A 21,897-nucleotide genomic window follows, 5' to 3' on the forward strand; every position below is an offset into this window, starting at 1 on the left:
AGTTCGAGGAAGAATTTGACGGACAAGACCTCCGTGCGGCATAGTTAGGATTGTCTACAAAAGCGGGAACGCTCCAGTCGCAGAACTTGCGGAAAGTCGTGTGCGCCGCGGGCTCACACGACGCCGTACTGCTGCGCCTTGACCTGTTCGTGCATCCAGGCGGAAGAGATCATCTCGGCGGCGATGGCGCGCCTTCTGTTACCGAAGCTGAACGGGGCCCGGCCATCCCAGCCAGCGTAGCGCCGTGACCCTCACGTACGGGCGGACAGGATCGCGCCGACTGCCGCCAGTGATGTCCCCCGGTGAATCGCCGGGCGCCGGTCCCCGAAGGCCCGGGCACGTCCCGAATTCCATGGGTCTCGCGATGCCCGCCAACGGCCTGTGCAAGGTTTGCAGTGTGATTCTCAACGAGGCGCAGCTCGCTGCGGCGCTGCCCGCCTACGATCTGGGCCCCCATCTCGGTCGGGGGGCGTTCGGAGTCGTCCTGGCCGGTCGGCACCGTGAGCTGGGCCGGGACGTCGCCATCAAGGTTCTGCCGATCAGGCAGACAGGGACATCCGAGGCTCGGCTGCTCGCGCTCCTGGACCATCCACACATCGTTCGGGTCTTCGACGCCGTTACCGTGGACGACCTCCATCTGATCGTGATGGAGCTGCTGCCGGGCGGAACGCTGACCCGCCGCGCGGCGGGGATCACCACTGAGGCCACGTGCGCGGTCGGGCTGGCGGTGGCGGACGCGCTGGAGTGCGCCCACCGCAACGGGGTGCTGCACCGCGACATCAAGCCGGAGAACATCCTCTTCGACCGCTCCGGGCTGCTGAAGGTCACCGACTTCGGCATCGCGAAGATGGTGGAAGGCGCGGCGGCGGACGCGAGCGCAAGCGCCGTCGTCGGCACGCCCCGGTACATGGCCCCCGAACAGCTGCTCGCGGGACGGCTCAGCGCCGCCACCGACCTGTACTCCCTCGGGACGATGCTGTACGAGCTGTTCAGCGGACGACCGCCGTACGGCGCCGGGCTGTCCGCTCCGTCGCTCATCGCCCACCACCTGAACGTTCCGGCGCCACCGCCGGACGGTGTTCCCGCCCGTATCTCCCAGGTACTGATGCGCGCACTCGCCAAGGAGCCCGCGGCCCGTCAGCCGTCCGCCCACGCCTTCGCCCTGGAGCTGGCCCAGGCCGCCGCCACCGAGCTCGGCCCGGGCTGGCTGGCCCGCTCCGGGATCCCGGCGCGCCTCGACGACGACATCCGCGCGGCAGCCAACAGTCACCCACACCCGACCCCGGGCGTCACCCCGACACCAGGCATCACCCCAACACCGGACGTCACCCCGACACCAGGTGTCGTCCCGCCCGCAGGCGAGACCCCGACCGCGAGCGAGACCCCGACCGCGGACGTGACCCCGGCACCGCACGCATTCCAGGGCGCGCACGCGACACCGGGCGCACCTCCGACCCCGACCCCGACCCCGCGTCCCGCGCCTGACGCGGGTGGCTCCGCGGGGCCGGGAAGCGGTGGAAGCCCGCTGGCCGGTCTCCGGCACCCCAGCCGTCCCGTCGCCGCGGCGATCGTGATCGCGCTGCTCGCCGGAATCGGGACCCTGCTGACCATCACCCTGAACGACGGTGATGACAGCGACGGCGCCGCCGGAACACGCGTGGCCACGGCCGGCACGCAGGGCCCGTCGGCCGATCCGCGGCTCACCGCGCAGCCGTCGAACGACCCGCGGCTCCCCCCACCGGCGTCGAAGGAGCCGCGGTCCGGTGCCTCGCCATCGACGTCCACCACCGACAGGCAGCCGGCGCCGCCCGGTACCAGGAACGCCCCCCGGCTGCTGGGCTCCCCGCTGACCGCGCACACCGCGGCGTTGTGGACGGCGCGGTTCTCGCCGAACGGCAGGCTGATGGCGACCGCCGGTGACGACCAGGTCGTCCTGCTGTGGGATGTGTCCGACCCCGCCGCGCCCCGTGACCTCGGGACCAGGGCAATCACGCATCCGGGCCGAGTGGAGGAGGTCGCGTTCGCCCCGGACGGCCGCACTCTCGCCGTCGGCGGCGACCGCACGCTGCGGCTGTGGGACATCAGCGAACCGACTGCCCCGCGTGCCATCGGCCAGCCGTTGAGCGGCCACCTCGGCTACGTGTACTCGATCGCGTTCTCACCGGACGGCAGGCGGCTCGCGTCCGGCGGTGGCAACGACTCGCTCGTTCTCTGGGATGTGTCGGACCGGACCAGACCGGTGCTGCTGACGCGGTATGACGGCAGCACGGCCGCGGTGGCCTTCGCGCCGGATGGGCGCAGCCTGGCCAGCGGCAACGGTCCACGGGTCCTGCTGTGGGACGCCTCGACGCCGAACAACGCCAGCCCGCTGGCCGAGCTGCCCTCCGCAGCCGCCGCCTATGTCTACGGCCTCGCCTACTCCCCGGACGGCCGGGTGCTCGCCACCGCCGGGGACGCCAGAACGGTCCAGCTGTGGGACGTCACCAACCGGGCGACGCCCCGCCCCCTCGGCCCACCGCTGACCGACCACACCGCGACCGTCGTCTCGGTGGCCTTCGCACCGGACGGGCGCACGATGGCCACCGCCAGCGACGACCACACGGTACTGCTCTGGGACGTCACGAACCCCGCCGCGCCAAGCCGGCTCGGTGAGCCGCTGACCAGCCCCGGCTTCATCTCGGTCGACTTCTCACCGGACGGACACACCCTCGTCACCGCCGGCGGCGACCACCTGGTCCGCCTGTGGAGCGTCGGCTGACTTGTGACTCCGCGAGTGGGATCTCGCTTCGAAGTACCAGGCGTTCCACTGCCCGGCCCTGTCCCCGGGCAACGAGCAGGATGCTCCGGGGGCAGTCCGGGGGGGTACCGATCGTGCTGGTGTAGGTTCAGGCTTCTCACCAGCATCTTTGACAATCGGGCGAGAAACGGGCCCATACCCGCGTTGCACACGCACGGCGCGGCCCCTGTGACTGCACGACGCAGCGGCGGCTTCCGGGGGGCCATAGCTGTAGGTCCACGACTGTTCTTTCAGCGCGTTCCCGAAGGAAAGGTCGCCAAGAATCGGCTGCATCCTGACGTGAGGGTCGGCCCCGGGCCCGTGGGTGAAGAGCGCCTCGCCACACTCGAAGCCGAATGCGCACGACTGGTCGCGCTCGGCGCGGTGCGCACGCGACTGCCCAGGCTGGGCGATGAATGTAGCCCGCAGACGCGAGCGAACGCGGTTCTTGGCCTCATTCGAGCCGCTATGGCCCGTCTCGATGGCACCTACACGGTCCACGGTCTTCGCCGCCGACCGTGTCCGCGACGCCTACGCCTGTCTGCTTGTGATCGGCCACCGGCCGAGCGGCATCAGCGCTGGACCGCGCCGGCAACGAGCGCTGTCCATCCTGGGGACCAGCGGCCTCACAGCTGACACCTGGCGCCGCGCCGGCCAGCACGAGTTTCACTTTATGAAGATCCTGGCTCGCGAACTGCTACGGGACTGGCCAGTAGCCGCAGCGGCCTAACTCAATCCACACGGGGTGGTGACACTACATCACCATCCCGTAGGTGAGTTTCCGAAACTTCTGGTCGAAGAAGTGCTTGAGCGCGCCGGACATGCAACCGATGTTGGCCGGGTGCCGAGAAGACAACCGTCCGCGGCCAGCACGTCGGCGGCGGTGGCCGCGAGCGCCGGTCGCGCGACGACGTCGACGCCCTCGATCGCGTCGTCGCGCGCCCCGGCGAGCACCACCTCCACCATCGCCGGCATCGCGGGTGAGGGCGTGTGGTCTACGACGAGGAGGGTCTGCATCACGACCAGGCTGTGGCCTGTCGCCGGTGGCGGATGCCACGCTGGTCGAAAAACGGGGTCAGCACCCGGCCCAGGCCTGTACCGAGGCCGATCGTCTACAGGCGCCGGGCCGCACCACGGCTATGGCGTGACCGTCAGCTGAGTGCTGACGCTGGTGCCGTTGGCCGTCGCGGTGAAGGTGACGGTCTTCGTGGTGCTGACCCGCCGCGCGGTTGTGACATTGACCGTGAGGTTGGAGCCCCCGGCCGGAATGACGACCTGCGATGGGACCCTGGCGACCTGCGGGTTGCTGGAGCTGAGAGTGACCGTCGTTCCCCCCGCCAGCGCGCCGCTGCTCAGGACCGGGAACAGCTTGGCCGTGTTGCCGAGGCTGTTACCGGCCTTGACCGTCGCCGGAGACGCAGTCAGACTGATCAACGTCGGCTGCACCTCGCCGCTGCTCCCGGCGTCGCGCACCTGCAGGTACATGGATGTCGGCGTGGAGCCGTTCGTGTCAACGGGGGCGGTGAGGGCACCCGTCTCGACATTCAGCATTTTCGGGTTGCTGGTGCCCATGGCGAGACGGAAGCGCGCCTCCGGATATCCGCCGTCGGCGGTGGAGAACTGGATGCTGTACCAGCCTCCGGTGGGAACGCTGCCGTTGAACTCGCCCGGATACAGGTTGGCTCCGGCAGTCCACCAGAACTGCTCCGCCTCGCTCAGCGTGACGGTCGGGGTGGCATCGCTCACGGCGGGGAAGTCGCGTTCGATCTGGGCAACCCGCTCGCCCGGCAGCCCGGTGGCCGAATTCACCCCGTAGAAGCGGAAGGTGGCATGCACCGGCTCTGGTGACTGGTAGCCGAAGGCGAAGGAGCTGATCAGATGGCTACCGCTGAAAGGAACGTCGTCGGCGAGCTCGGTGTCGCCTTCGGCGTAGTAGGTCGGGTAGGTCGGGTAGCCGAGACTGATGTTGCTGTAGAACTGGGTCTCCTCGGCGGCTTGGGCGACACCTGCGGACATCGCCAGTACCAGCGCCACGAAGCTGCCGACAATCAGCTTGCGCAGCCCGTCCTGCCTGGCGTGGGTGCGCCGTTTGAGGGTGGCACCTCCTTCGGACAAGTCGAGCGGAGCAGCGGGCGGAATCGGCAGCGCCTGGGTGGTGCGGCGGTCTTCTCTCATGCCTCCTGATACGACACCGGTCCCGATCCGGTTCAATATCCGCCGGCCTGAAACAGCGATACCTGGGCTGCCAGGGACAACTACCAGCGTCCTGATTCGCCGACTCACTGGCAGTATTGCGTGGGGCCCCGGACCACGTCCGGGGCCCTCAACCTGTCAAGAGCCACTCGGCGTCGCGAGAATACTCGGAACCCTCGTCGGAGGGTGTTGGGGTCAGCTGCCTTCGATCGGGTTGCCGTCGGGTCCGACGACGAACCACTTGCCACCGAACTTGTCGATTCCCTGTCCCATGGCGGCCCCGGCCGTGGTGTCCTTGGCGAAGTAGTACAAAGGATGACCATGGTAGGTCACCTGAAGGGTGCCGTCCGCTCGGGTGGTCGTGGCGATCTCGCTCGACGTGACCCCGGAACCGGCTTCCGGCGCCTGGGACACGACGTAGGGCGGCCATGCCTTCGCGCAGTTCTCCGAACACATGGAGGTGACGCCCTGATCGGCTCCGAACAGGTAGAGCGTCCGACCACCGCCGTCGACCAGGATCGTGCCGAACCGGCTGGTGCTGACGTCCAGCGTGGCCGCCGGGCCGGAGGCGGTCGCGCCGCCGATGGCCGGGGTGCTGGTCGGCGATGCCGCCGGAGCCGACGAGGTCGTCGCGGCTGTCGTGCTGCCCGCGGCGGTGGCCGACTCCCCGTCGCTGCCGCAGGCCACCAGGACGAGTCCTGTCGCGCCAAGGGACAGAACCATCGCAACGATCTTCTTCATGCGGTCTCCCGATTCGGGCGCCGGCACCGCGGACAGGGCGTCCGCTGCCAGGCGGCGTTCGCGTGCTGATTCGTCCCGTAGCTCTACGAGCCCGCGTCCCGAATCGGTTCAACGACACCAACGGTGACGAGCGTCACTTGGGACCGCCGGCCGCCGCGACAGGGCCACTCCCTCGAACCGTTGAACCGAACTGAGCCGGCCGTCGTACACCAGGAGCAGGCGGCGACCGTCGTTCTCCGTCAGGGTCGTCCTCTGTCAGGGGTGTCATGCGAAGAAGGGTTTCCCTCGAAGCGTCGGACGCGGAGGAGGAAGCGATGGCCCGGTTGTACCGGGACCATCACAGGGTGCTGTTGTCGTTCATCGGCAAGCACGTCGACGACCGTCACCGCGCCGAGGACATCGCGCAGGAGACGCTGCTGCGAGCCTGGCGCAATCTCGACTCGCTCCGGCCCGACGGAGTTCGTTCTTACCTGTTCACGATCGCCAGAAACGTCATCACGGACGCCTGGCGGGCCGAGCGGCGACGGCCGTCCCTTGTCGACCACGGCGGCGAAGTCGTGGCGACCGTGCCCGTCGTCGACGACGTGAGCCAGGCCATCGAGGCGTGGGTGGTCAAGGAAGCGCTGGATCGTATTTCGCCCGCGCACCGGGCCGTCGTTCAGGAGCTGTACTACGAGGGAAGGACCGTACGCGAGACGGCGGCCCGCCTTTCGCTGCCAGAAGGCACCGTCAAGTCCCGTGCCTACTATGCGATCCGTGCGCTGCGTGACGCGTTCGAGGAGATGGGGGTCGGTCGATGACACCCGGGCACGACGAGGTCAGGTTCCTGCTCGGGGCCTTCGTCCTGGGCGGTCTGGAGGTCGATGACCGGAACGCCGTCGACGCCCATCTCGCCGGCTGCCCCGGCTGCCGCGCCGAACTCGAGGAGACCGCGTCGGTTCCCGCGCTGCTCCGACGTCTGCCGGGCCCCGCGGGGGGCGGTGAACGCTCCCTGGACGATCTGCTCCAGCGGGTGCGCGCCGAACGACGGTCGGTTCGCCGAACCCGCTCCTGGCGCCTCGCGGCGGTCGCTGCCGTGCTCGTCCTGTGCGCTGGAATCGGTCTCGTCGTGAACAGTCCCGCGGCCAACGCGCCGACGGGGCAGTCAGTCTCTTTCGTCGCCGCGGCGGGCACGACGATCACCGGTCGTGCCACGCTCACCTCGAAACCATGGGGAACGTCGCTGGCTGCGGCCTTCACCAGCCTTCCCGGCAGCGGCCCCTTCGCCCTGGAGGTCGCCAGCATCAACGGCACGACGGAAAGAGCGGCCAGCTGGTCGTCGACACCGACGTCGAAGGCCAGTGTCGTCGGGGCGAGCTCGATCCAGACGGACGCCATCGACGTGGTGCGAGCCGTCAACCGTGACGGCCTGGTGCTCGCCGTCGCACACCCGCGGCGCGGCGCGTAGACGTCGCAGCCGTCAATCCGGATCGGCGTGACGACTCGACGGGAGGTGGTGCGTCCACGCAGGTGTAACCGTGCCTAGACAAGTCGCTGACCAGCAGCTTCGGGCGCCGCTGACCGACAGCTTGGACAGCGACATTGGCCACGGATGGTCACGGATGGTCATGACAGAAACGGAGTGGGTACCGAAAGCAACAATTGTGTTACTCTGCCGAGAGTACGATCGACTGCCTGGATCGCGAAGAGCACCGTTCCTTACGCACGAAGATCGGGGGATTTCCGTGAAGGCAGCCGGGATATTCTTCATTCTCATAGCGGTGGTGCTCTATGTGCTTCCGAGCATTGTCGCCCTGGTCCGGGGACGCCAGTCGGCCTCGGTCCTCGTGATCAACATCTTTCTCGGGTGGACACTCGTCGGCTGGGTGGTCGCTCTCGCGCTCGCGGTCAGTACGAACCACGGGTCCCAGAACGTGCAGGTCCATCCCGGCGCAGCGGCGCCGCCGCCACCGATCGGCCCGGGCGGGCCCCAGCAGTGGCATCCGCAGGCCCCGTACCAGCAGCAGAACAGTGCGCCGTGGGAGCAGCAGAACCCGTCCCACCCCCAGCAGTACTGGCAGGGGCAGCCGGGGCCGGGCGATCCCCCGGTCGACCCGCAGTACCAGCCCCCGTCCGGCGGGCAGTTCCCGCCAGCCTGAACCGCCGGCCGCGGCGCCAGTCGCGCCCCGAACCCCACCAAGTCCGTAGACAAGGTGCCGGCAGCGGGTTACGTTCGTGGCGGGATCAGGTTCGCCACGCGGATGGGCCGTCCACCAGTCGGGCCGGCGCAGGTGGTGATGCTGCCCAGCAACGGTAGGGCGATGTCAGGCCGGCCGTCGGGCCTCGGCCGCGGGAAGGGATGACCATGTCAACGGTTTCCTCCCCCGCCGGCCGGCTCCCCGCGCCCGCCGGCCACCGGCATCTCCGCCAGGCCCACCGGCATCTGATCCGGCGGCTGCAGATCGACCTGCTTCGCTCGTCCAGCGCGCTGTGTCCCCGCCTCAGCCAGGGCGCCGCCTGGCGTCGCCGCGTCTCCCACCGCCACCACCAGTTCGTCTGACCTGCGCCGTCCCGGTCATCTGCCGTGTTCCTGGGGTCGTGCCCCTCGGCCTCGTGCGAAGCCCGCCACGCGGTCGCACCTTCGGCGCCGGTCGTGTTCCCTCGGCGACACGTCCCGAGGCCATGAGTTTCTCGCCCGCCGAAGAAGGGTCCAGCCATGAGTGCGATTCCGCTGGCAGTCCTCGACCTCGTTCCGCTCAGTGATGGTTCGACCAGCGGCGCGGCGTTGCGCAACACCGTCGACCTGGTGCAGGTCGCGGAGCGACTCGGATATCACCGCTACTGGTTCGCCGAGCACCATCTCAATCCGGGTGTGCTCGGCTCGTCGCCGGCGGTGTCCATCGCCCTGGTCGCCGGCGCGACCTCGAGCATCCGGCTGGGGTCGGCCGGCGTGCAGGCCGGCCACCGCACCCCGCTGTCGGTGGTCGAGGAGTTCGGCCTGATCTCGGCGCTGCACCCAGGTCGCCTCGACCTCGGTATCGGGCGGTCCTTCGGCCGACGTCCACCCCAGGCGTCCCCGGGCGGGGCGACACCCGCGGCCGGCAAGGGCCCCGCGGCCGGTCCTGACTCGCCGGACGCCAGCGGTTCCGCGAGCTCACCGGACGGCCCGGGGTCGGCGGGGTCGGCGGGGTCGGCGAACGGCGCCGCGTCCCAGCAGCGTGACGCGGCGGCCGTCAGTGTGCTGGAGGCCTACCGGGCCTCGCGCGGCGGTGGCGATCACAGCGTCGAGGCGCGGGCCGCGAACGGCCTGCTGCTGCCCAGGCAGGTCGACATCTCGAAGCTGCTGTCCCCCGCCAAGATCAACCTGATCACGGGACTGCTCCAACAACCCGGCGCCTACAGCCAGGACTACGCCGAACAGGTCGACGAGATCCTGGCGCTGCTGGCCGGGACGTACCGTTCGCCGGACGGCCAGGAGGCGCACGCGAGCCCCGGCGAGGGCGCGGACGTGGAGGTCTGGATCCTGGGTGCCTCGGGGGGGTCGAGCGCCGAGGTCGCCGGGGCACGCGGTCTGCGGTTCGCCGCGTCCTACCATCACAGCCCGAGCACCGTGCTGGACGCGGTCGACGCCTACCGCAAGGCCTTTCGGCCCTCCGCCGAACTGGCCGAGCCGCATCTGTCGGTCTCCGCGGACGTCGTCGTCGCCGAGGACGACGCCCGGGCCGCCCACCTCGCCGCCGGCTACGGCCTGTGGGTCCGCAGCATCCGCACGGGCGCGGGCGCCATCCGGTTCCCGACCCCGGAGCAGGTCGCCGCGCATGTGTGGACCGACGAGGACCGGGATCTGGTCGTCGACCGCACCGAGACGCAGCTGGTCGGTTCGCCGAGCACCGTCGCCGACCGCCTCGAGCAGTTGCTGGAGGCCACCGGCGCCCAGGAACTGGCCATCACGACGATCACCCACCAGCATGCCGACCGGGTCCGCTCGTACGAACTGCTCGCCAGGGAGTGGCGCCGCCGCGGGCACGCCGGCTGACCCGTCCGCCACCCTGACCGAGCCGGCGTACCGACGCCAGATCGAAAGAGGACCTCATGACCGGATCGGCTCCGCTGCATCTCGCCGCCGCGCTGGACGGCGCGGGATGGCATCCGGCGGCCTGGCGCGAGCCGAACGCCCGGCCCGCGCAGCTGTTCACCGCCGGTTACTGGACGGAGCTGGTCGCCGAGGCCGAACGCGGCCGGCTGGACTTCGTCACGATCGAGGACGCCCTCGCGCTGCAGTCGGCCCGTTTCTCCGGCCCGGACGGACGCACCGACCGGGTCCAGGGCCGTCTGGACGCGGTCCTGATCGCCTCCCGGGTGGCGCCGACGACCTCACGGATCGGGCTGGTACCGAGCACGTCGGCGCTGGCCACCGAACCGTTCCACATCTCCAAGGCCATCGCGACCCTGGACTATGTCAGCGCCGGGCGCGCAGGCTGGCGGGTTCAGCTCGGCCGGCCCGGGGAGATCCCCCACCTCGGCCGGCGGGCGCCGGTGACGCTCACCCGGGACAACCGCACCAGCCCTGAGCACGAGGCGCTCCTCGTCGACTGGTTCGACGAGGCCGCCGACCACGTCGAGGTCGTGCGCCGGTTGTGGGACAGCTGGCAGGACGACGCGGAGATCCGCGACGTCGCCACCGGGCGGTTCGTCGACCGCGACAAGCTGCACCACATCGAGTTCGCCGGCCGCTGGTTCAACGTGCGCGGCCCGTCGATCACCCCGCGCCCGCCGCAGGGCCAGCCGGTGGTCACCGCGCTGGCGCACGCCAGCGTCCCCTACCGGTTCGCCGCCCGCGCCGCCGACATCGTCCACGTCACCCCGTTGGACGCCGACCACGCGCGGTCGATCGTCGCCGAGGTCCGGGACGAGCAGGACCGGGCCGGTCGGGGCGGCGAGACCGTGCAGGTCTTCGCCGATCTGGACGTCCTGCTGGCCGGCACCACCGAGGCCGCCGCCGCCCGGCGGGCTCGTCTGGACGAGCGGCTGGACAAGCCGTACCGCTCCGACGCCCGGATCTTCACCGGGACGCCCGCGGACCTCGCCGACCTGCTGCTGGACTGGCAGGACGCGGGGATCACCGGTTACCGGCTCCGTCCCGCCGTCCTGCCCGACGACCTGCGGGCCATCACCCGCGAGCTCGCCCCCGAACTCGCCGCGCGCGGCCGGTTCCGCACCGACTACACCGCCACCACGCTGCGCGGCCACCTCGGCCTGGCCCGCCCCGCGAACCGCTACGCCACCGCCTGACCCGACACCACCCGCGGAACCGACACCACCCGCGGAACCGACATCACCCGCGGATCGGCTCGCTTCCCGCTGGTCAGCGCACCCAGTGGTAGAGCGCGCCGCCGCTGAGGACCTGGACGGTCAGGACGACCCCGGCGCAGGCCAGCAGCGGCACGACGACCAGCCGTTCCACCCGGCCGTCGGTGCGGGGCACCAGCACCGTCTCCATCCGCCAGGGCACCGGCCACAGCAGCAGACAGCCGCGTGGGGTGAGGCAGTCGCCGAGCAGATGGGCGAGGCAGCCGATGGCCACGGGGTAACCGGCGAAGCCCATGTCCAGGTCGTGCATGGCCCAGACCGCGCCGGCGGCCGTCACGCAGTCCTTGAGTCCGGACCAGAACTCGTGGCCCTCGAAGTCCAGACCAAGGCCACGCAGCCCGAAGCCGACCAGGATGAACAGCGCCGCCCACCAGCCATAGCGAAAATGGATGGCCAACATCGACATCGCGTAGCCCATGGCGAAGGCGAACAGCAACGAGTGGGTGGCATGGCGATGCCCCCCGCTGAGCCGGCTCACCCACCGGCAGAACTGGCGCGAGATCGGCCCGAGCGTCCCCGCGATCCGTCCCGACGGATGGTCCATGTCCGGCAGCAGGCCCGCGCCCGCGGCCACCACCGCCCCGGCGATCACCTGCCCGGTCGACAGCGACAACGCGTGCGACCCCCACCACTGCTCCCGCGCCAGCAGGGGTGCGGCCGCCAGCCACAGCACCGCCCCGCTCAACGCGTGCGTCCGACCCATCACCGCGACTCGACCTCACCGATCAGCACGCGGGGGACTTTAGCGCCCACCGCCGGTCGCACGGCGGGCAACGCCCACGGACGGCACCTGTCCAACCTCATCCGGCGGTATCCACGCAGGTCGTAGTTTGGTGCCCGTGACGGTCGACGAGACGGGACGCATCCCCGAGCCGAACCCGCCCGAGCCGAACCCGCCCGGTCCGGACCTGCCCGGACCGGACCTGCGGGTGGCGGTCGGCTCGGCCGTGGTCATCGGGGGTGTGGCGGGTGCGGCGCTGGCCGCGGGCCGCGGTCGGCGGGCCACGGCGGGGGGTGCGCTGGCCGGCGGGGTGGCGCTGGGGGCATCCGAGGCGCTGGCCCGGACCCGGCAGCGACCCGGGGAGATCCCCGCGCTCTGGCAGCGGATCGCCACGGCCGCGGCGCTGATGGCCCCGGTCGGATGGGCCGCCGAGCAGGTCACCGGTGCGAGCCCGCGCACCGTCGGGGCGGCGACCGGTTCGGTGGCCGGGCTGCTCGGGCTACGTCCGCAGAAGGTCCTGCTCGGACCGTTGTTCGGCGCGGCCCTCGGCGCCGGTGCGGCCCGGCTGCCCGGGCGACGTCCGGTGCCGGGCGCGGTGGTCGCCGCGACGACGATGGCGAGCTGGCGCACCCTGTCGGCGCTGCTCTTCCGGGACGCCCAGGTCAGCCTGCTCGCCGAGCGGGTGGACCCGGCGGACCTCCCGTTCGTCGTGCCCCGCCAGGCCACCGCCCGCCGGGTCGGCACCGGATACATCCGGGACCTGGCCGATGAGCTGGGCGGACGGTACGAGGCTGCCGCGGCCGACGTCGGCATCGTCGCCGATCTCGGGGAACTCGCCGGGCCGGAGTTCGACCCCGCCGGCGTCGACCCGCTGGTCCGCGAGTTCTACGAGCACACCACCCGGTTCGCCCTCGACATCGAGCCGCGCTGGCGGATGTGGGTGCGCCCCGGCTACCTGCTCTACCGGACGCTGCTGGCCCGCCCGCTCGGGCAGGCGAACGTGCCGATGAACCAGCGTGAGACCCAGCGCGGCATCCACAGCCGCATCGACACCATCACCCTGCCCGCGGCCACCCCGCCCGGCTCGGCCCGGCCGGTCTCCGGTCAGCCAGCCTCAGCCCCGGTGGGGTCGGAGGCGGTGGAGTCAGAGCCGGTGGAGTCAGAGGCGGTGGCGCCGGTGGCGGTGCGCGGCTGGATTCGCTCGTTCGCCGACACCGACGAGCCGATCTACGTCGGCATCTACACGACGTACCGGTTCGGCGACCGTGGCTATGTCAGTGTCGGCTTTCCGCTGCCGCAGGCCAGTTTCACCGCGACGCTGGTGCCACAGGCCCGGCCCGGTGGGGGTCTCGTCCTGACCAGTCGCAGTGAACTCGACCATCCCGGCCATTACCTGGCCACCCGGGACTCCTCGGATGGCCGGCTGACGGCGCTGGCCGTCCATGGTTTCGCCGAGACGTTGGAGGTCCACACCGTCGACGGTGAGCTACGCGCCGAACACGCCTTCGCGATCTTCGGTATTCCGTTTCTCGTCCTGCACTACCGGATCACCCGCAAGCCTGCCGGCTGACCCGCGAGCCCTTCGGCGCAGCCGCGAGCCCTTCGGCTGGACCCCGAGCTCTTCGGCGCAGCCCGGCGTCCTCCCTCCCCGCCAGGTTCGACGGGGAGGGAGGACGTTTTCGGCCCTGGACGAGCCGCCGGACGGCGGGGCAGGGCGTCCGGACATCAAGGCCGCACCGGCGGTCGCCGTGGACGGCGCCGCGGCCGGGCGGTGGGCGAGGTCAGCCGGCGTCGTTGCCGGTGACCGGGGTCGAGGTGGTACGCCGCCGCGGCACCAGCGTCGGACGCAGGCAGCGGGGCTGGCGTGGGCTGATCGCCCGCGGGGCGAAGTTCCCGCGGGCGGCCGCGTCCGGCGGACCGGACTGCGACGGGATGTCCGGCCGCGGGGGGATACCCGAGGACGGTTTGGGCGGCTGACCCGGCCCCGAGGATCCCGGCCGACGTGGCGGCCGCGCTGGCAGGTGCGCCGATGGCTGGCCGGCCGTGGGTGGCGCGGGCCGGGGCGCGGGCCGGGGCGGCAGCGTCGGGAAGGAGGGATGCCAGGGCGGCAGCGCGGCGCCCGGTGGCCGCTGTCGGGGCAGTCGCGGTGGTATCGCCGGGCGCTGTCCGGGGACGGTCGGCGGCGTCAGTGGTCGCTGTCGGTGCGGCAGCGCCGGGATCGACGGACGCTGGGTCGGGGCGGTCGTCGGGGCGGTCGTCGGCGGTGTCCCAGCTGGCGTCGATGCCGGTGGCGTCGTTGGCCGCTCGGGCGTTCCCTCCGGGATGGTGCCGGTGCTCGCGGTGGGCAGGGCGGCACGTCTGATCATCGGGATGGTGAGCGAACCGGTGTCGCTACCCGGTGCCACCTCCGCCGCGGGAGGGGCCTCGGCGAGCGGGGCAACGCTGGCCGAGGAGGTTATATCGAGCGGACGGGAACCCACCGCGGGAGCTGGCGGGATCACCTCGGTGACCGACGGGGTCAGGGTCGTCGTCATCGAGGTGCTGGCCGGCAGCGAGACGCTGGCCAGCGAGGAGGCACCCTCGCTCGAACTCCCGGTGGTGGGTCGCGGGTCAGATGGTGCGCCGTCCTGGGACGGCTGCGCGCGTGTGGAGACGTCTTCTGGTGGACAGTGGCGTGGGAGCGCCGTCCTCGCGGTCCGTCGGCGCAAGCGCCGCTCCGCCGCCGCGAGCGCGACGAGAAATCCCAGCAGGATCATTGCCGGCGTCAGCATCGCCGTCCTTCCCCCCCGAACAGGTCACCGAGGACCCGCCCCCGTTACTTCTGGCAGAGGCGTCCAGGCCCGATCGGTCCCGCGTCGTCATGGTTCTTGCGGGCAGTTGACACGGTACGAAGGGATGGCCCGGGTACAGCCCGATGCGCTCACACCGCGACGGTTAGCCGAATCGGGGGGTGCATGCCCTGGCCAGGTGTTCGTGGTTACCCCCGCGGCCGGCGCCGGACCGGTACATTCGCGCCATCGTGTCCACCATTTCCGGTCCGGTCGATGTGTCCCGGTCGTCCGGACCCGCACGTTCCCACCGTCGCGTCACCCTCTGATTGCCGCGGTCGCCGGTGCCCACCTTCGTTCCACTCTCGCTTCTCGCCGCGTTCCTGCTGGCCTCGTCCGCGGCGGTGCAGCAGCGCGCCGCCGCACGCAGCCACTACGTCGCCGACGACGACGCGCGGGCCGTCGTGCCCGGACCAGGCCACTTCCTCGACCTCGTGACCCGGCCCCTGTGGCTGGTGGGCTGGCTGCTCAACCTCGCGGGATTTCTCATGCAGGCCGCGGCCCTGCACCTGGGCACGCTCACGCAGGTGCAGCCGCTGATGGTCACCCAGCTCGTCTTCGCGCTCCCGCTGGCGCTCGTCGGAACCCGGCTACGGATGGCCCGCACGGCCTGGTGGGCGATCGCGGCGATCTGCGCCGGGCTCGCTCTGCTGCTCGCCGTGCAGGATCATCCGCCCGCGCACGCACCGCTGGACCGGACCCGGATGGTGATCGCCACCGCGGCGATCGCGGTCGCGGTGGTCACGCTGGTCGGGGTGTCGTACGCGCGGCGGCCGGCGGCGCGGGCGGCGCTGCTCGGCACGGCGGCCGGCCTGCTCTACGCGCTGAGCGCGCTCCTGCTCAAAGAGACCACCGACGTAACCCTCACAAACGGGTTGCACGCAACAGTCACGCGCTGGCCCGCATATGCCCTGTGCGGGGTCACACTGACGAGCCTGTGGCTGGGTCAGGCGGCCTTCGCGGTGGGCCCGCTGGCCGCGGCGATCACCGCAATGACCATTACCAATCCGACCGCGGCCTACGCGCTTGGCCTGTCGGTGTTCGACGTGCCCACACCTCGGCAACCCGGGGTGACCGCAGGTGTGGCCGTCGCGGCGGGACTCGTGATCAGCGGCGTGTATCTGCTGTCCCGCCCCGCCGCCCTGCCCCGCCCACGACGCACCGCGCCGCGCCAGCCACCTGCTCAGCGGTTGCCGAACAGGCCGCCCAGGCCGCCGAGGTTGCCGAACCCGCCGCCGGGCCCACCCTGCTGACCGCCGCCGTGGCCCCCCAGCTGGTTGCCCTGGAAGCCCTGGTCACCGAATCCGAAGTGGCCGGCCGCACCGGCCCCCGCCAGCGCGTTGTACGGCGGCAACAGCTCACACGGCTGGACGATGACGTAGCCGTCGCCGCTGAACTGCATCTGCCAGCTCTCACCGGTGTTGCCCCGCGGCCGCCACACCGACGAGGAGGTCACCGCCGCCTGCATGCTCACCTGGAGGCCCGCCGACCAGCCGACGACCGCGTCGGCATCGGCGAAGTAGTAGTTCTGGTAGGTCACCCGCATCACCAGGGGCGCACCCGAGGTGCAGACCGCGACCCGTCCGGCGCCCCGTAGTTCGATCTGGTACGACCCGACGCCGGCGATGCCGACCTGGGTGTCGACGCGGACCAGGTCCCAGTTGAGCTCGGTGCTGAAGGCGAGCACGTTCTTGCCGTCGACGGTCAGCCCGTCACGACCGTCGAGGTCGAGCAGGTGGATGTCCTGGGCCTGGTTGGCGAGGAAGACGTTGCCCGAGCCGGAGACCTTCATCAGGTTCAGGCCCTCACCGCCGCTGAAGAAGCTGCGGAACTGCCCGCCCCAGCCCTCCCAGTGCGCGTCGAAGTTCACGCCGCCCTGGTAGGCGACCATGGCACCCTTGCGGGCGTAGAACTCACGCATGCCGCTCGGGCCCAGGTTCGCGCGTAGCAGCTTGGAGTTCTGCAGCGAGAACGGCTCGTTGGACTGCCGCTCGGGATTGTCCAGCAGGCTGGAGCGAATCCCCCCGGCTGGTCCGCCCGCGCCGGGCGGCATCCCCCCGGGCCCACCCGGCCCACCGGGTGGCGTGCCGGGCCCACCCGGGTAGCCGCCACCTGACCCAGGCGGATAGCCCTGGCCTGGCCCAGGCGGATAGCCCTGGCCTGGCCCGGCCGGCGGATAGCCACCTGGCCCCTGACCTCCCGGCGGATAGCCCTGCCCGGGCGGAGGCTGTGGCGGGTAGCCCTGCCCGGGCGGAGGCGGCGGATAGCCCTGCCCGGGCGGCGGATAGCCCTGCCCGCCGGGGTAGCCGCCTGGTCCGCCGGGATGATTGCCGTACCCACCCTGCGTCATGTCCTCGTCCTCTCCGCCGTCCCCGGCCGGCAGGGGATCCACTGGATTCGGTTGCCGCGGCGCATGTCCGCTAACCCCGCAGCGACATGGTGGGGCGTTCGTCCTCGCTGGGCTGGACGACGACGAAACCCTGCCCGGAGAAGCCGAGCTGGAACGCCTCGCCGGAGCCCCGCCCGATCAGCCCGCCCAGGCGCGCGGTGCGCCGCGGCTGCACCTGGAGGCCGTCGGTGTAGGCGACGAGCGCGTCGGTGTCGACGAAGGTCGGGGCCTCGCGGGTGTCGAGCACGATCGGGTTGCCCTTCGCGGTGAGCGCCACCCAGCCGTGGCCGCGCAGCACCACGTTGAACATGCCCATCCCGGACAGCATCGTGATGCCCCGGACCCGTTCGATGTTCCACTGCAACGACGCGTCGAACGCCAGGATGTTCTTGCCGTTGACCGACAGGCCCTCGCCGGCGAGCTGGGCGACGATGACCTCCTTGCCGTAGTCGGCCAGGTAGAGCAGGCCCTGCCCGGTGGCGGTCATCAGCGGCACACCCTCGCCGGTCGCCCAGGAGGACGCGATCCGGCCCAGCTGCGGGGGCTGCGGGTTGAAGTCGATCAGACCCTCGTAGGCGATCATGGACCCGGTGCGGGCGAACAGGTCCTGCCCGGGATTCATCACCACCTTGACGATCTTGGAGCCGTGCTTGCTCATCCGTTCCATGACGGGCGTCGGCCCGTAGTGGTCCATCAGGCTGCCGTACATGCTCACACCTCGTAGGGCTGGACGACGACGAAGTGCCCGGCGAAGCCCATGAACTGCAGGGCCAGTGCCTCTCCGCTGCTGCCAGCGTAGATCTGACGTGAGATCCGGACCTGGGTGGAGACGCTGACCCGCATCCCCGTCGTCCAGGCGACCAGGGCGTTCATGTCGGCGAACGTCGGTCCGGCCACCGGCAGCGTCATCGGCGTGCCCCTGGTCATGACGACCACCGACCCCGGGCCGGACACCTCGAAATGGAACAGGCCGCCACCGGGAATGCCGGGGCTTTCGATCCGGCGTACCTCGGTGCGCACGGTCGCGTCCATGGCCAGCAGGTTGTTGGCGTTGATGCACAACGACGAGCTGCCGAGCTCCACGATGTGCAGGTCGGCGGCGTCCTGGGCGAGGAAGACCTCGCCGACGCCCTTGCAGGTCATCAGCTTGAGCTTCTGGCCGGTCAGCTTGCCCTCGATCATGCCGCGCAGGCCGCCGCTTTTGTAGTCGAACTCCACGTCGCCCTGGTAGGCGACCATGGCGCCGCGCAGCGCCAGCGCGTCCTCGCCCAGGGTCACCTTGACGAGTTTGCCGTTCTGCTGCGTCCAGCGACCGGCGGTCGGGCGCTCCCGGTAGGGCGCGAGGCTGTTGAGCGCCCCCGGCTGGGTCGGCTGCACCTGCGACGGCAGCGGCTCCGGCCCACCGAACCCGGCACCGGGCACCGGCGGCTGGCCGCCCGGCATGCCACCCGCCGCCGCGCCGGCGTAGGCCGGCTGCCCGCCCGGCGCCGGCTGACCGCCGTAACCGGGCTGGCCACCGTAGCCCGGCTGACCCGGCTGACCCGGCTGACCCGATGGGGTGCCGCCGTATCCCGGCTGACCTGGGGGGGTGCCGTATCCCGGCTGGCCGGGTGGGGCGCCATAGCCCGGCTGGCCGGGTGGCGTTCCATAGCCCGGCTGGCCACCGGACGGCGGCGGGGGTGGCGGCGGCGCGGCGGGCGGCTGCGCCTTGTGCCGGTCATGGACCGGCTGGGCCGGGGGTGGGGGCGGCGGCGGCGCGGCGGCCTCGGGCTCGTCGGCGACCTCGCCGCCGTAGGAGCGGATCAGTTCGGCGAGCCCGCCCTGGAAACCCTGGCCGACCGCGGCGACCCGCCACACGCCCTTGCGGTAGACATCGCCGATCATCACCGCACGTTCACTGGTGAAGTCGGCACCCGTGAACGCGTAGCGCAGCACCTCCACCCCGCCGGCGACGATGCGCAGGTAGCCGGAGGCGATGGCCGCGGCGCTGCCCGCCCCGTCGAGGGCGGCGCAGAACGACAGCCGGCCGATCGACGCCGGCACCCGGTCCAGACTGACCTGGAATCCCTGGCTGTCGCCCGGCTGCGGACCGACCTGGCGGACCGAACCCTCCGGCGAGGACGGCTGGTTGAAGAAGATGAAGTACCGGTCGTCGGAGAGCCGGTCACCGGTGTCGAGCCCGAAGCAGGAGATGTCCCACTCCCCCGGCGCGCTGATCTGCACGCCGACGTACAGGTCGGTGTTCGGGGTGACTGCCGACAGCTGGGTCTTCTGCCCGCGACTGAACTGGGTGACCACGGCACTCCCCTCACTCGCCTGCCGCCGCCCGTGGGCCGCCGGGCCACGCCATGCCCGGATGTTCGCCGGACCTGCGGGCAAACTAGCAGCTACCCACCGGCCCCACGGCACACGCCGACCATCCAGGGCCTGTCGTGGACGGGACACCCACCACATCTCCCGGTTGTGCGCGCGCCCGGGCCACCCCACCTCGCGTTTTCGCCCAGCCCGGCCCGACCGGCCGCTGGCTGCGTCGCGCACGCCCGTTCACATCACTTCGGACGGCAGCCGTCTCGCCACTGGATGCACCGGTGGCGTTGACTGGACGCATGCGCCACGTCGAGCACAGCGTCAGCAGCAGCCCGAAACGCCTGTCGAAGATCGGCCTGGGGACCTGGCAGTTCGGATCCCGGGAGTGGGGCTACGGCAGCGAATACGCCGACCAGGGCGCGGCCCAGGTCGTCCGGCGGGCGCTCGAACTCGGGATCACCGTGTTCGACACCGCCGAGGCATACGGTTTCGGACGCAGCGAACGCATCCTCGGCGCGGCCCTCGCCGCAGGCACCTCCCAGGAGGTGTACCTCGCGACGAAGATCATGCCGGTGCTGCCGGTGGCGGCCGTCGTCGAGCAGCGGGCCGTCGCCAGCGCGAACCGGCTCGGCGTCCGTCACCTGGACCTGTACCAGGTGCACCAGCCGAACCCGCTGGTCCGCGACCGGTGGACGATGCCGGGAATGCGGGCGCTGCGCACCGTCGGGCTCGTCGGGGACGTCGGCGTGAGCAACTACTCGCTGCAACGCTGGCAGGAGGCGGACGCGGCGCTCGGTGCGCCGGTGCTGTCCAACCAGGTCGAGTACAGCCTTGCCCGGCCCCGCAGGGGCGCCGCGCTGCTCGAGTTCGCCGCGGCCGAAAACCGGATCGTCATCGCCTACAGCCCGCTGGCCCAGGGCCTGCTGTCGGGCCGTTACTCCGCCACCCACCGGCCCGCCGGCCGGGTCCGTTCCGCCAACTCGCTGTTCCTGCCCGAGAACCTCGACCGGGTGCTGCCCCTGCTCGACACCCTGCGCGACGTCGCCGCCGCCCACGACGCGACGCCGGCACAGATCGCCCTGGCCTGGGCGATCCACCATCCCCAGGTGATCGCGATCCCCGGGGCGTCCAGTGTCGCCCAGGTCGAGAGCAATGCCGCGGCCGCCGACATCACCCTCGCCGACGACGAGTACGCCGCGCTCACCACCGCCTCGGAGCGGTTCACCCCCGTGGCCGGCCGCGCCGCCGCCACCGCCCTCGCCACCCAGGCCCTGCGCCGCTGACCGCGCACGCCCCCGCGGGCCCCTGTTGACCTGAACCCACGTTCATGTTCTAGCGTCACCGTCCGACGACAGCGCGACGTTGCCACCCGGCGGTACGGGCTGCCGGGCGTCGCCGGCGGGAGCACCCATGGCCACCGACATCACGCCCCATCCGGACGAGGTGCTGGCCCGCCAGCCGGCCGGCTACTGGACCGGTGCGGCCCACCGCACGATCGTGGGCCGCATCCGCGCCGAACTCGCCGTCGACGATCTCACCCAGCCACACTGGTGGATCCTCAACCATGTGGCCGGAGCTCCCGCCCGGTGGGACCGGCCAGGGCTGATCCGCCGGCTGGCCCGCTTCGACGATCTCGGCACCGACTTCGACGCCGTCCTCGACGATCTGCTCGCCCGTGGCTGGCTGACACCCTCGCCGCAGCCGGCAGGAACACCCGTGTTCACGCTCACCGAGGCAGGCGAAGCCGGACGGGCACGGGCCGTCGAGCGGACCCGTCAGGCCCATGCCCAGATGCACCAGGGCATCACCACCGAGCAGTACGCGGCTGCCCTCACCGTCCTGCGCCGCATGATCGCCAATCTCGACGGCGACGCCGAACTGCCCTGACCCACCCACGCTGCCGCGGACGCCCCCGGTGTCAGGGGCCGTGCTGTCAGGGGGCGCGGACGGTGCCGTCGGGGGCGTAGACGTCGTCGGACGTGATGTAGTGGAAGGGCGGGCAGACACCGGTGGAGTGGTGGGCGGCGGCTTCCAGGGCCAGCCGGACCCGCTCGTCGGCGTCGAGGCCGGCGGTGGTGTGCAGCGAGCCGCTGGCGTACTCGTCGCCGCTGCCGATCGCGTAGTAGTCGTCGACGCTGCGGCCGATCTGGTAGTCCGAGTCGATCCGGTACAGGTGCCCGCGGATACCCACCAGGAACAGCCCGCCGCTTTCGTTGCCCGACTCGTTGCGGGCGAAGCCGCCGTCGCGCAGGCAGTCCCGGACCACGGCGATGAACTCCGTCGACATGAACCGGTCGAGATCCCAGTCCTGCGGGACGGGCGGCACGAGGCTGTACCGCAGCAACTGGCCCATCCGGAACGAGTCGGTGAAGCCCATCAGGAACTCACCGTTGCGAAACACCTTGGTGTCCGCACGCACGGTGACGGACCAGCCGGCCACGCCGGCGCTGTCCCCACCGATGACGACCCGGCCGTCTTTCTGTACACCGACGATGCAGGTCACGAAGCGGGATGGTACCGGTTCTGACCGCAGGCGGATGCCCCACCCGTCAGCCTCCGTCGTCTTCGTCACGGACCGTCTTGAAGGCGACGG

The 21,897-nt window shown here is 71.4% G+C and carries 20 protein-coding genes and 2 pseudogenes; 13 read left to right on the plus strand and 9 right to left on the minus strand.

Annotated elements, in window-relative coordinates:
• Positions 1-397: 397 nt before the first annotated feature.
• From MXD59_RS21675 to MXD59_RS21685, 3 genes and pseudogenes are all read left to right on the plus strand, one after another.
• Positions 398-2,758 (plus strand): WD40 repeat domain-containing serine/threonine protein kinase, encoded by a 2,361-nt coding sequence (locus MXD59_RS21675; protein WP_248826466.1) that lies wholly within the window; start codon positions 398-400, stop codon positions 2,756-2,758.
• A 252-nt stretch (positions 2,759-3,010) separates the two neighbouring features.
• A pseudogene (locus MXD59_RS27075) lies at positions 3,011-3,172 on the plus strand (VOC family protein); the annotation flags it as partial.
• 85 nt (positions 3,173-3,257) lie between these two features.
• Positions 3,258-3,506, plus strand: a complete 249-nt coding sequence (locus tag MXD59_RS21685) for a hypothetical protein (protein ID WP_248826506.1) — start codon at positions 3,258-3,260, stop codon at positions 3,504-3,506.
• Between the two features lie 60 nt (positions 3,507-3,566).
• Here the strand turns inward: MXD59_RS21685 and MXD59_RS21690 are convergent.
• The 3 genes and pseudogenes from MXD59_RS21690 to MXD59_RS21700 all read right to left on the minus strand — a co-directional run.
• Positions 3,567-3,802: pseudogene (locus MXD59_RS21690) on the minus strand (flavodoxin); the annotation flags it as partial.
• 111 nt (positions 3,803-3,913) lie between these two features.
• Positions 3,914-4,951 carry a hypothetical protein gene (locus tag MXD59_RS21695; RefSeq protein ID WP_248826467.1) on the minus strand — a complete coding sequence of 346 codons (1,038 nt, stop codon included), beginning with the start codon at positions 4,949-4,951 and terminating at the stop codon, positions 3,914-3,916.
• A 213-nt stretch (positions 4,952-5,164) separates the two neighbouring features.
• Positions 5,165-5,692 carry a COG4315 family predicted lipoprotein gene (locus MXD59_RS21700; RefSeq protein ID WP_248826468.1) on the minus strand — a complete coding sequence of 176 codons (528 nt, stop codon included), beginning with the start codon at positions 5,690-5,692 and terminating at the stop codon, positions 5,165-5,167.
• A gap of 332 nt (positions 5,693-6,024) precedes the next feature.
• Here MXD59_RS21700 and MXD59_RS21705 point away from each other — a divergent pair, with 332 nt between their 5' ends.
• From MXD59_RS21705 to MXD59_RS21730, 6 genes are all read left to right on the plus strand, one after another.
• Positions 6,025-6,510 carry a sigma-70 family RNA polymerase sigma factor gene (locus MXD59_RS21705; RefSeq protein ID WP_248826469.1) on the plus strand — a complete coding sequence of 162 codons (486 nt, stop codon included), beginning with the start codon at positions 6,025-6,027 and terminating at the stop codon, positions 6,508-6,510.
• A complete protein-coding gene (locus MXD59_RS21710; RefSeq protein WP_248826470.1) occupies positions 6,507-7,157 on the plus strand; it encodes an anti-sigma factor family protein in 651 nt (216 codons plus the stop codon). The genes MXD59_RS21705 and MXD59_RS21710 overlap by 4 nt, the downstream gene beginning before the upstream one ends.
• A gap of 277 nt (positions 7,158-7,434) precedes the next feature.
• The gene (locus MXD59_RS21715) at positions 7,435-7,848 is read left to right on the plus strand and encodes a superinfection immunity protein (protein ID WP_248826471.1); all 414 of its coding nucleotides are present in this window, start codon (positions 7,435-7,437) and stop codon (positions 7,846-7,848) included.
• Between the two features lie 206 nt (positions 7,849-8,054).
• Positions 8,055-8,249: a hypothetical protein gene (locus MXD59_RS21720; protein ID WP_248826472.1), complete on the plus strand. Its 195-nt coding sequence runs from the start codon at positions 8,055-8,057 to the stop codon at positions 8,247-8,249.
• Between the two features lie 156 nt (positions 8,250-8,405).
• Positions 8,406-9,725, plus strand: a complete 1,320-nt coding sequence (locus MXD59_RS21725) for an LLM class flavin-dependent oxidoreductase (protein ID WP_248826473.1) — start codon at positions 8,406-8,408, stop codon at positions 9,723-9,725.
• 56 nt (positions 9,726-9,781) lie between these two features.
• Positions 9,782-10,981 carry an LLM class flavin-dependent oxidoreductase gene (locus MXD59_RS21730; protein ID WP_248826474.1) on the plus strand — a complete coding sequence of 400 codons (1,200 nt, stop codon included), beginning with the start codon at positions 9,782-9,784 and terminating at the stop codon, positions 10,979-10,981.
• A 73-nt stretch (positions 10,982-11,054) separates the two neighbouring features.
• Here MXD59_RS21730 and MXD59_RS21735 read toward each other — a convergent pair whose 3' ends face one another.
• A complete protein-coding gene (locus MXD59_RS21735) occupies positions 11,055-11,762 on the minus strand; it encodes a metal-dependent hydrolase (protein WP_248816239.1) in 708 nt (235 codons plus the stop codon).
• Positions 11,763-11,898: 136 nt separating this feature from the next.
• Here MXD59_RS21735 and MXD59_RS21740 point away from each other — a divergent pair, with 136 nt between their 5' ends.
• Complete coding sequence (locus tag MXD59_RS21740; protein WP_248826475.1) at positions 11,899-13,350, plus strand: hypothetical protein; 1,452 nt, start codon at positions 11,899-11,901, stop codon at positions 13,348-13,350.
• 211 nt (positions 13,351-13,561) lie between these two features.
• Here MXD59_RS21740 and MXD59_RS21745 read toward each other — a convergent pair whose 3' ends face one another.
• On the minus strand, positions 13,562-14,551 hold the full coding sequence (locus MXD59_RS21745; protein ID WP_248826476.1) for a hypothetical protein: 990 nt from the start codon (positions 14,549-14,551) through the stop codon (positions 13,562-13,564).
• A 341-nt stretch (positions 14,552-14,892) separates the two neighbouring features.
• Here MXD59_RS21745 and MXD59_RS21750 point away from each other — a divergent pair, with 341 nt between their 5' ends.
• Positions 14,893-15,861, plus strand: coding sequence for a DMT family transporter (locus MXD59_RS21750; RefSeq protein WP_248826477.1), 969 nt, complete (start codon positions 14,893-14,895; stop codon positions 15,859-15,861).
• Here MXD59_RS21750 and MXD59_RS21755 read toward each other — a convergent pair.
• The 3 genes from MXD59_RS21755 to MXD59_RS21765 form a co-directional block, all read right to left on the minus strand.
• Positions 15,792-16,958 (minus strand): AIM24 family protein, encoded by a 1,167-nt coding sequence (locus MXD59_RS21755; protein ID WP_248826478.1) that lies wholly within the window; start codon positions 16,956-16,958, stop codon positions 15,792-15,794. The genes MXD59_RS21750 and MXD59_RS21755 overlap by 70 nt on opposite strands.
• Positions 16,959-17,028: 70 nt before the next feature.
• Entirely contained in the window at positions 17,029-17,706 is a 678-nt protein-coding gene (locus MXD59_RS21760) for an AIM24 family protein (RefSeq protein ID WP_163550206.1), read from the minus strand.
• A 2-nt stretch (positions 17,707-17,708) separates the two neighbouring features.
• Positions 17,709-19,295 (minus strand): TerD family protein, encoded by a 1,587-nt coding sequence (locus MXD59_RS21765; protein WP_248826479.1) that lies wholly within the window; start codon positions 19,293-19,295, stop codon positions 17,709-17,711.
• Between the two features lie 290 nt (positions 19,296-19,585).
• On the opposite strand from MXD59_RS21765, the gene MXD59_RS21770 reads away from it, so the two are divergent.
• Complete coding sequence (locus tag MXD59_RS21770) at positions 19,586-20,587, plus strand: aldo/keto reductase (protein ID WP_308301757.1); 1,002 nt, start codon at positions 19,586-19,588, stop codon at positions 20,585-20,587.
• 127 nt (positions 20,588-20,714) lie between these two features.
• The gene (locus MXD59_RS21775) at positions 20,715-21,191 is read left to right on the plus strand and encodes a winged helix DNA-binding protein (protein WP_248826480.1); all 477 of its coding nucleotides are present in this window, start codon (positions 20,715-20,717) and stop codon (positions 21,189-21,191) included.
• Positions 21,192-21,237: 46 nt separating this feature from the next.
• Here MXD59_RS21775 and MXD59_RS21780 read toward each other — a convergent pair whose 3' ends face one another.
• Complete coding sequence (locus MXD59_RS21780) at positions 21,238-21,807, minus strand: Ntn hydrolase family protein (protein WP_248816245.1); 570 nt, start codon at positions 21,805-21,807, stop codon at positions 21,238-21,240.
• Between the last annotated feature and the right edge of the window lie 90 nt (positions 21,808-21,897).

Origin of the sequence: Frankia umida, from assembly GCF_023242945.1 — a bacterium.
In the GTDB taxonomy this organism is placed as follows: Bacteria; Actinomycetota; Actinomycetes; order Frankiales; family Frankiaceae; genus Frankia; species Frankia umida.

Bases quoted from the DNA above. Each gene is read 5' to 3' on its own strand.
- MXD59_RS21725 (WP_248826473.1), top strand. From the start codon at position 8,406: ATGAGTGCGATTCCGCTGGCAGTCCTCGACCTCGTTCCGCTCAGTGAT.
- MXD59_RS21700 (WP_248826468.1), bottom strand. From the start codon at position 5,692: ATGGTTCTGTCCCTTGGCGCGACAGGACTCGTCCTGGTGGCCTGCGGC.
- MXD59_RS21755 (WP_248826478.1), bottom strand. From the start codon at position 16,958: ATGACGCAGGGTGGGTACGGCAATCATCCCGGCGGACCAGGCGGCTAC.
- MXD59_RS21695 (WP_248826467.1), bottom strand. From the start codon at position 4,951: ATGAGAGAAGACCGCCGCACCACCCAGGCGCTGCCGATTCCGCCCGCT.
- MXD59_RS21720 (WP_248826472.1), top strand. From the start codon at position 8,055: ATGTCAACGGTTTCCTCCCCCGCCGGCCGGCTCCCCGCGCCCGCCGGC.
- MXD59_RS21685 (WP_248826506.1), top strand. From the start codon at position 3,258: ATGGCACCTACACGGTCCACGGTCTTCGCCGCCGACCGTGTCCGCGAC.
- MXD59_RS21705 (WP_248826469.1), top strand. From the start codon at position 6,025: ATGGCCCGGTTGTACCGGGACCATCACAGGGTGCTGTTGTCGTTCATC.
- MXD59_RS21760 (WP_163550206.1), bottom strand. From the start codon at position 17,706: ATGTACGGCAGCCTGATGGACCACTACGGGCCGACGCCCGTCATGGAA.
- MXD59_RS21710 (WP_248826470.1), top strand. From the start codon at position 6,507: ATGACACCCGGGCACGACGAGGTCAGGTTCCTGCTCGGGGCCTTCGTC.
- MXD59_RS21775 (WP_248826480.1), top strand. From the start codon at position 20,715: ATGGCCACCGACATCACGCCCCATCCGGACGAGGTGCTGGCCCGCCAG.
- MXD59_RS21735 (WP_248816239.1), bottom strand. From the start codon at position 11,762: ATGGGTCGGACGCACGCGTTGAGCGGGGCGGTGCTGTGGCTGGCGGCC.
- MXD59_RS21745 (WP_248826476.1), bottom strand. From the start codon at position 14,551: ATGCTGACGCCGGCAATGATCCTGCTGGGATTTCTCGTCGCGCTCGCG.
- MXD59_RS21730 (WP_248826474.1), top strand. From the start codon at position 9,782: ATGACCGGATCGGCTCCGCTGCATCTCGCCGCCGCGCTGGACGGCGCG.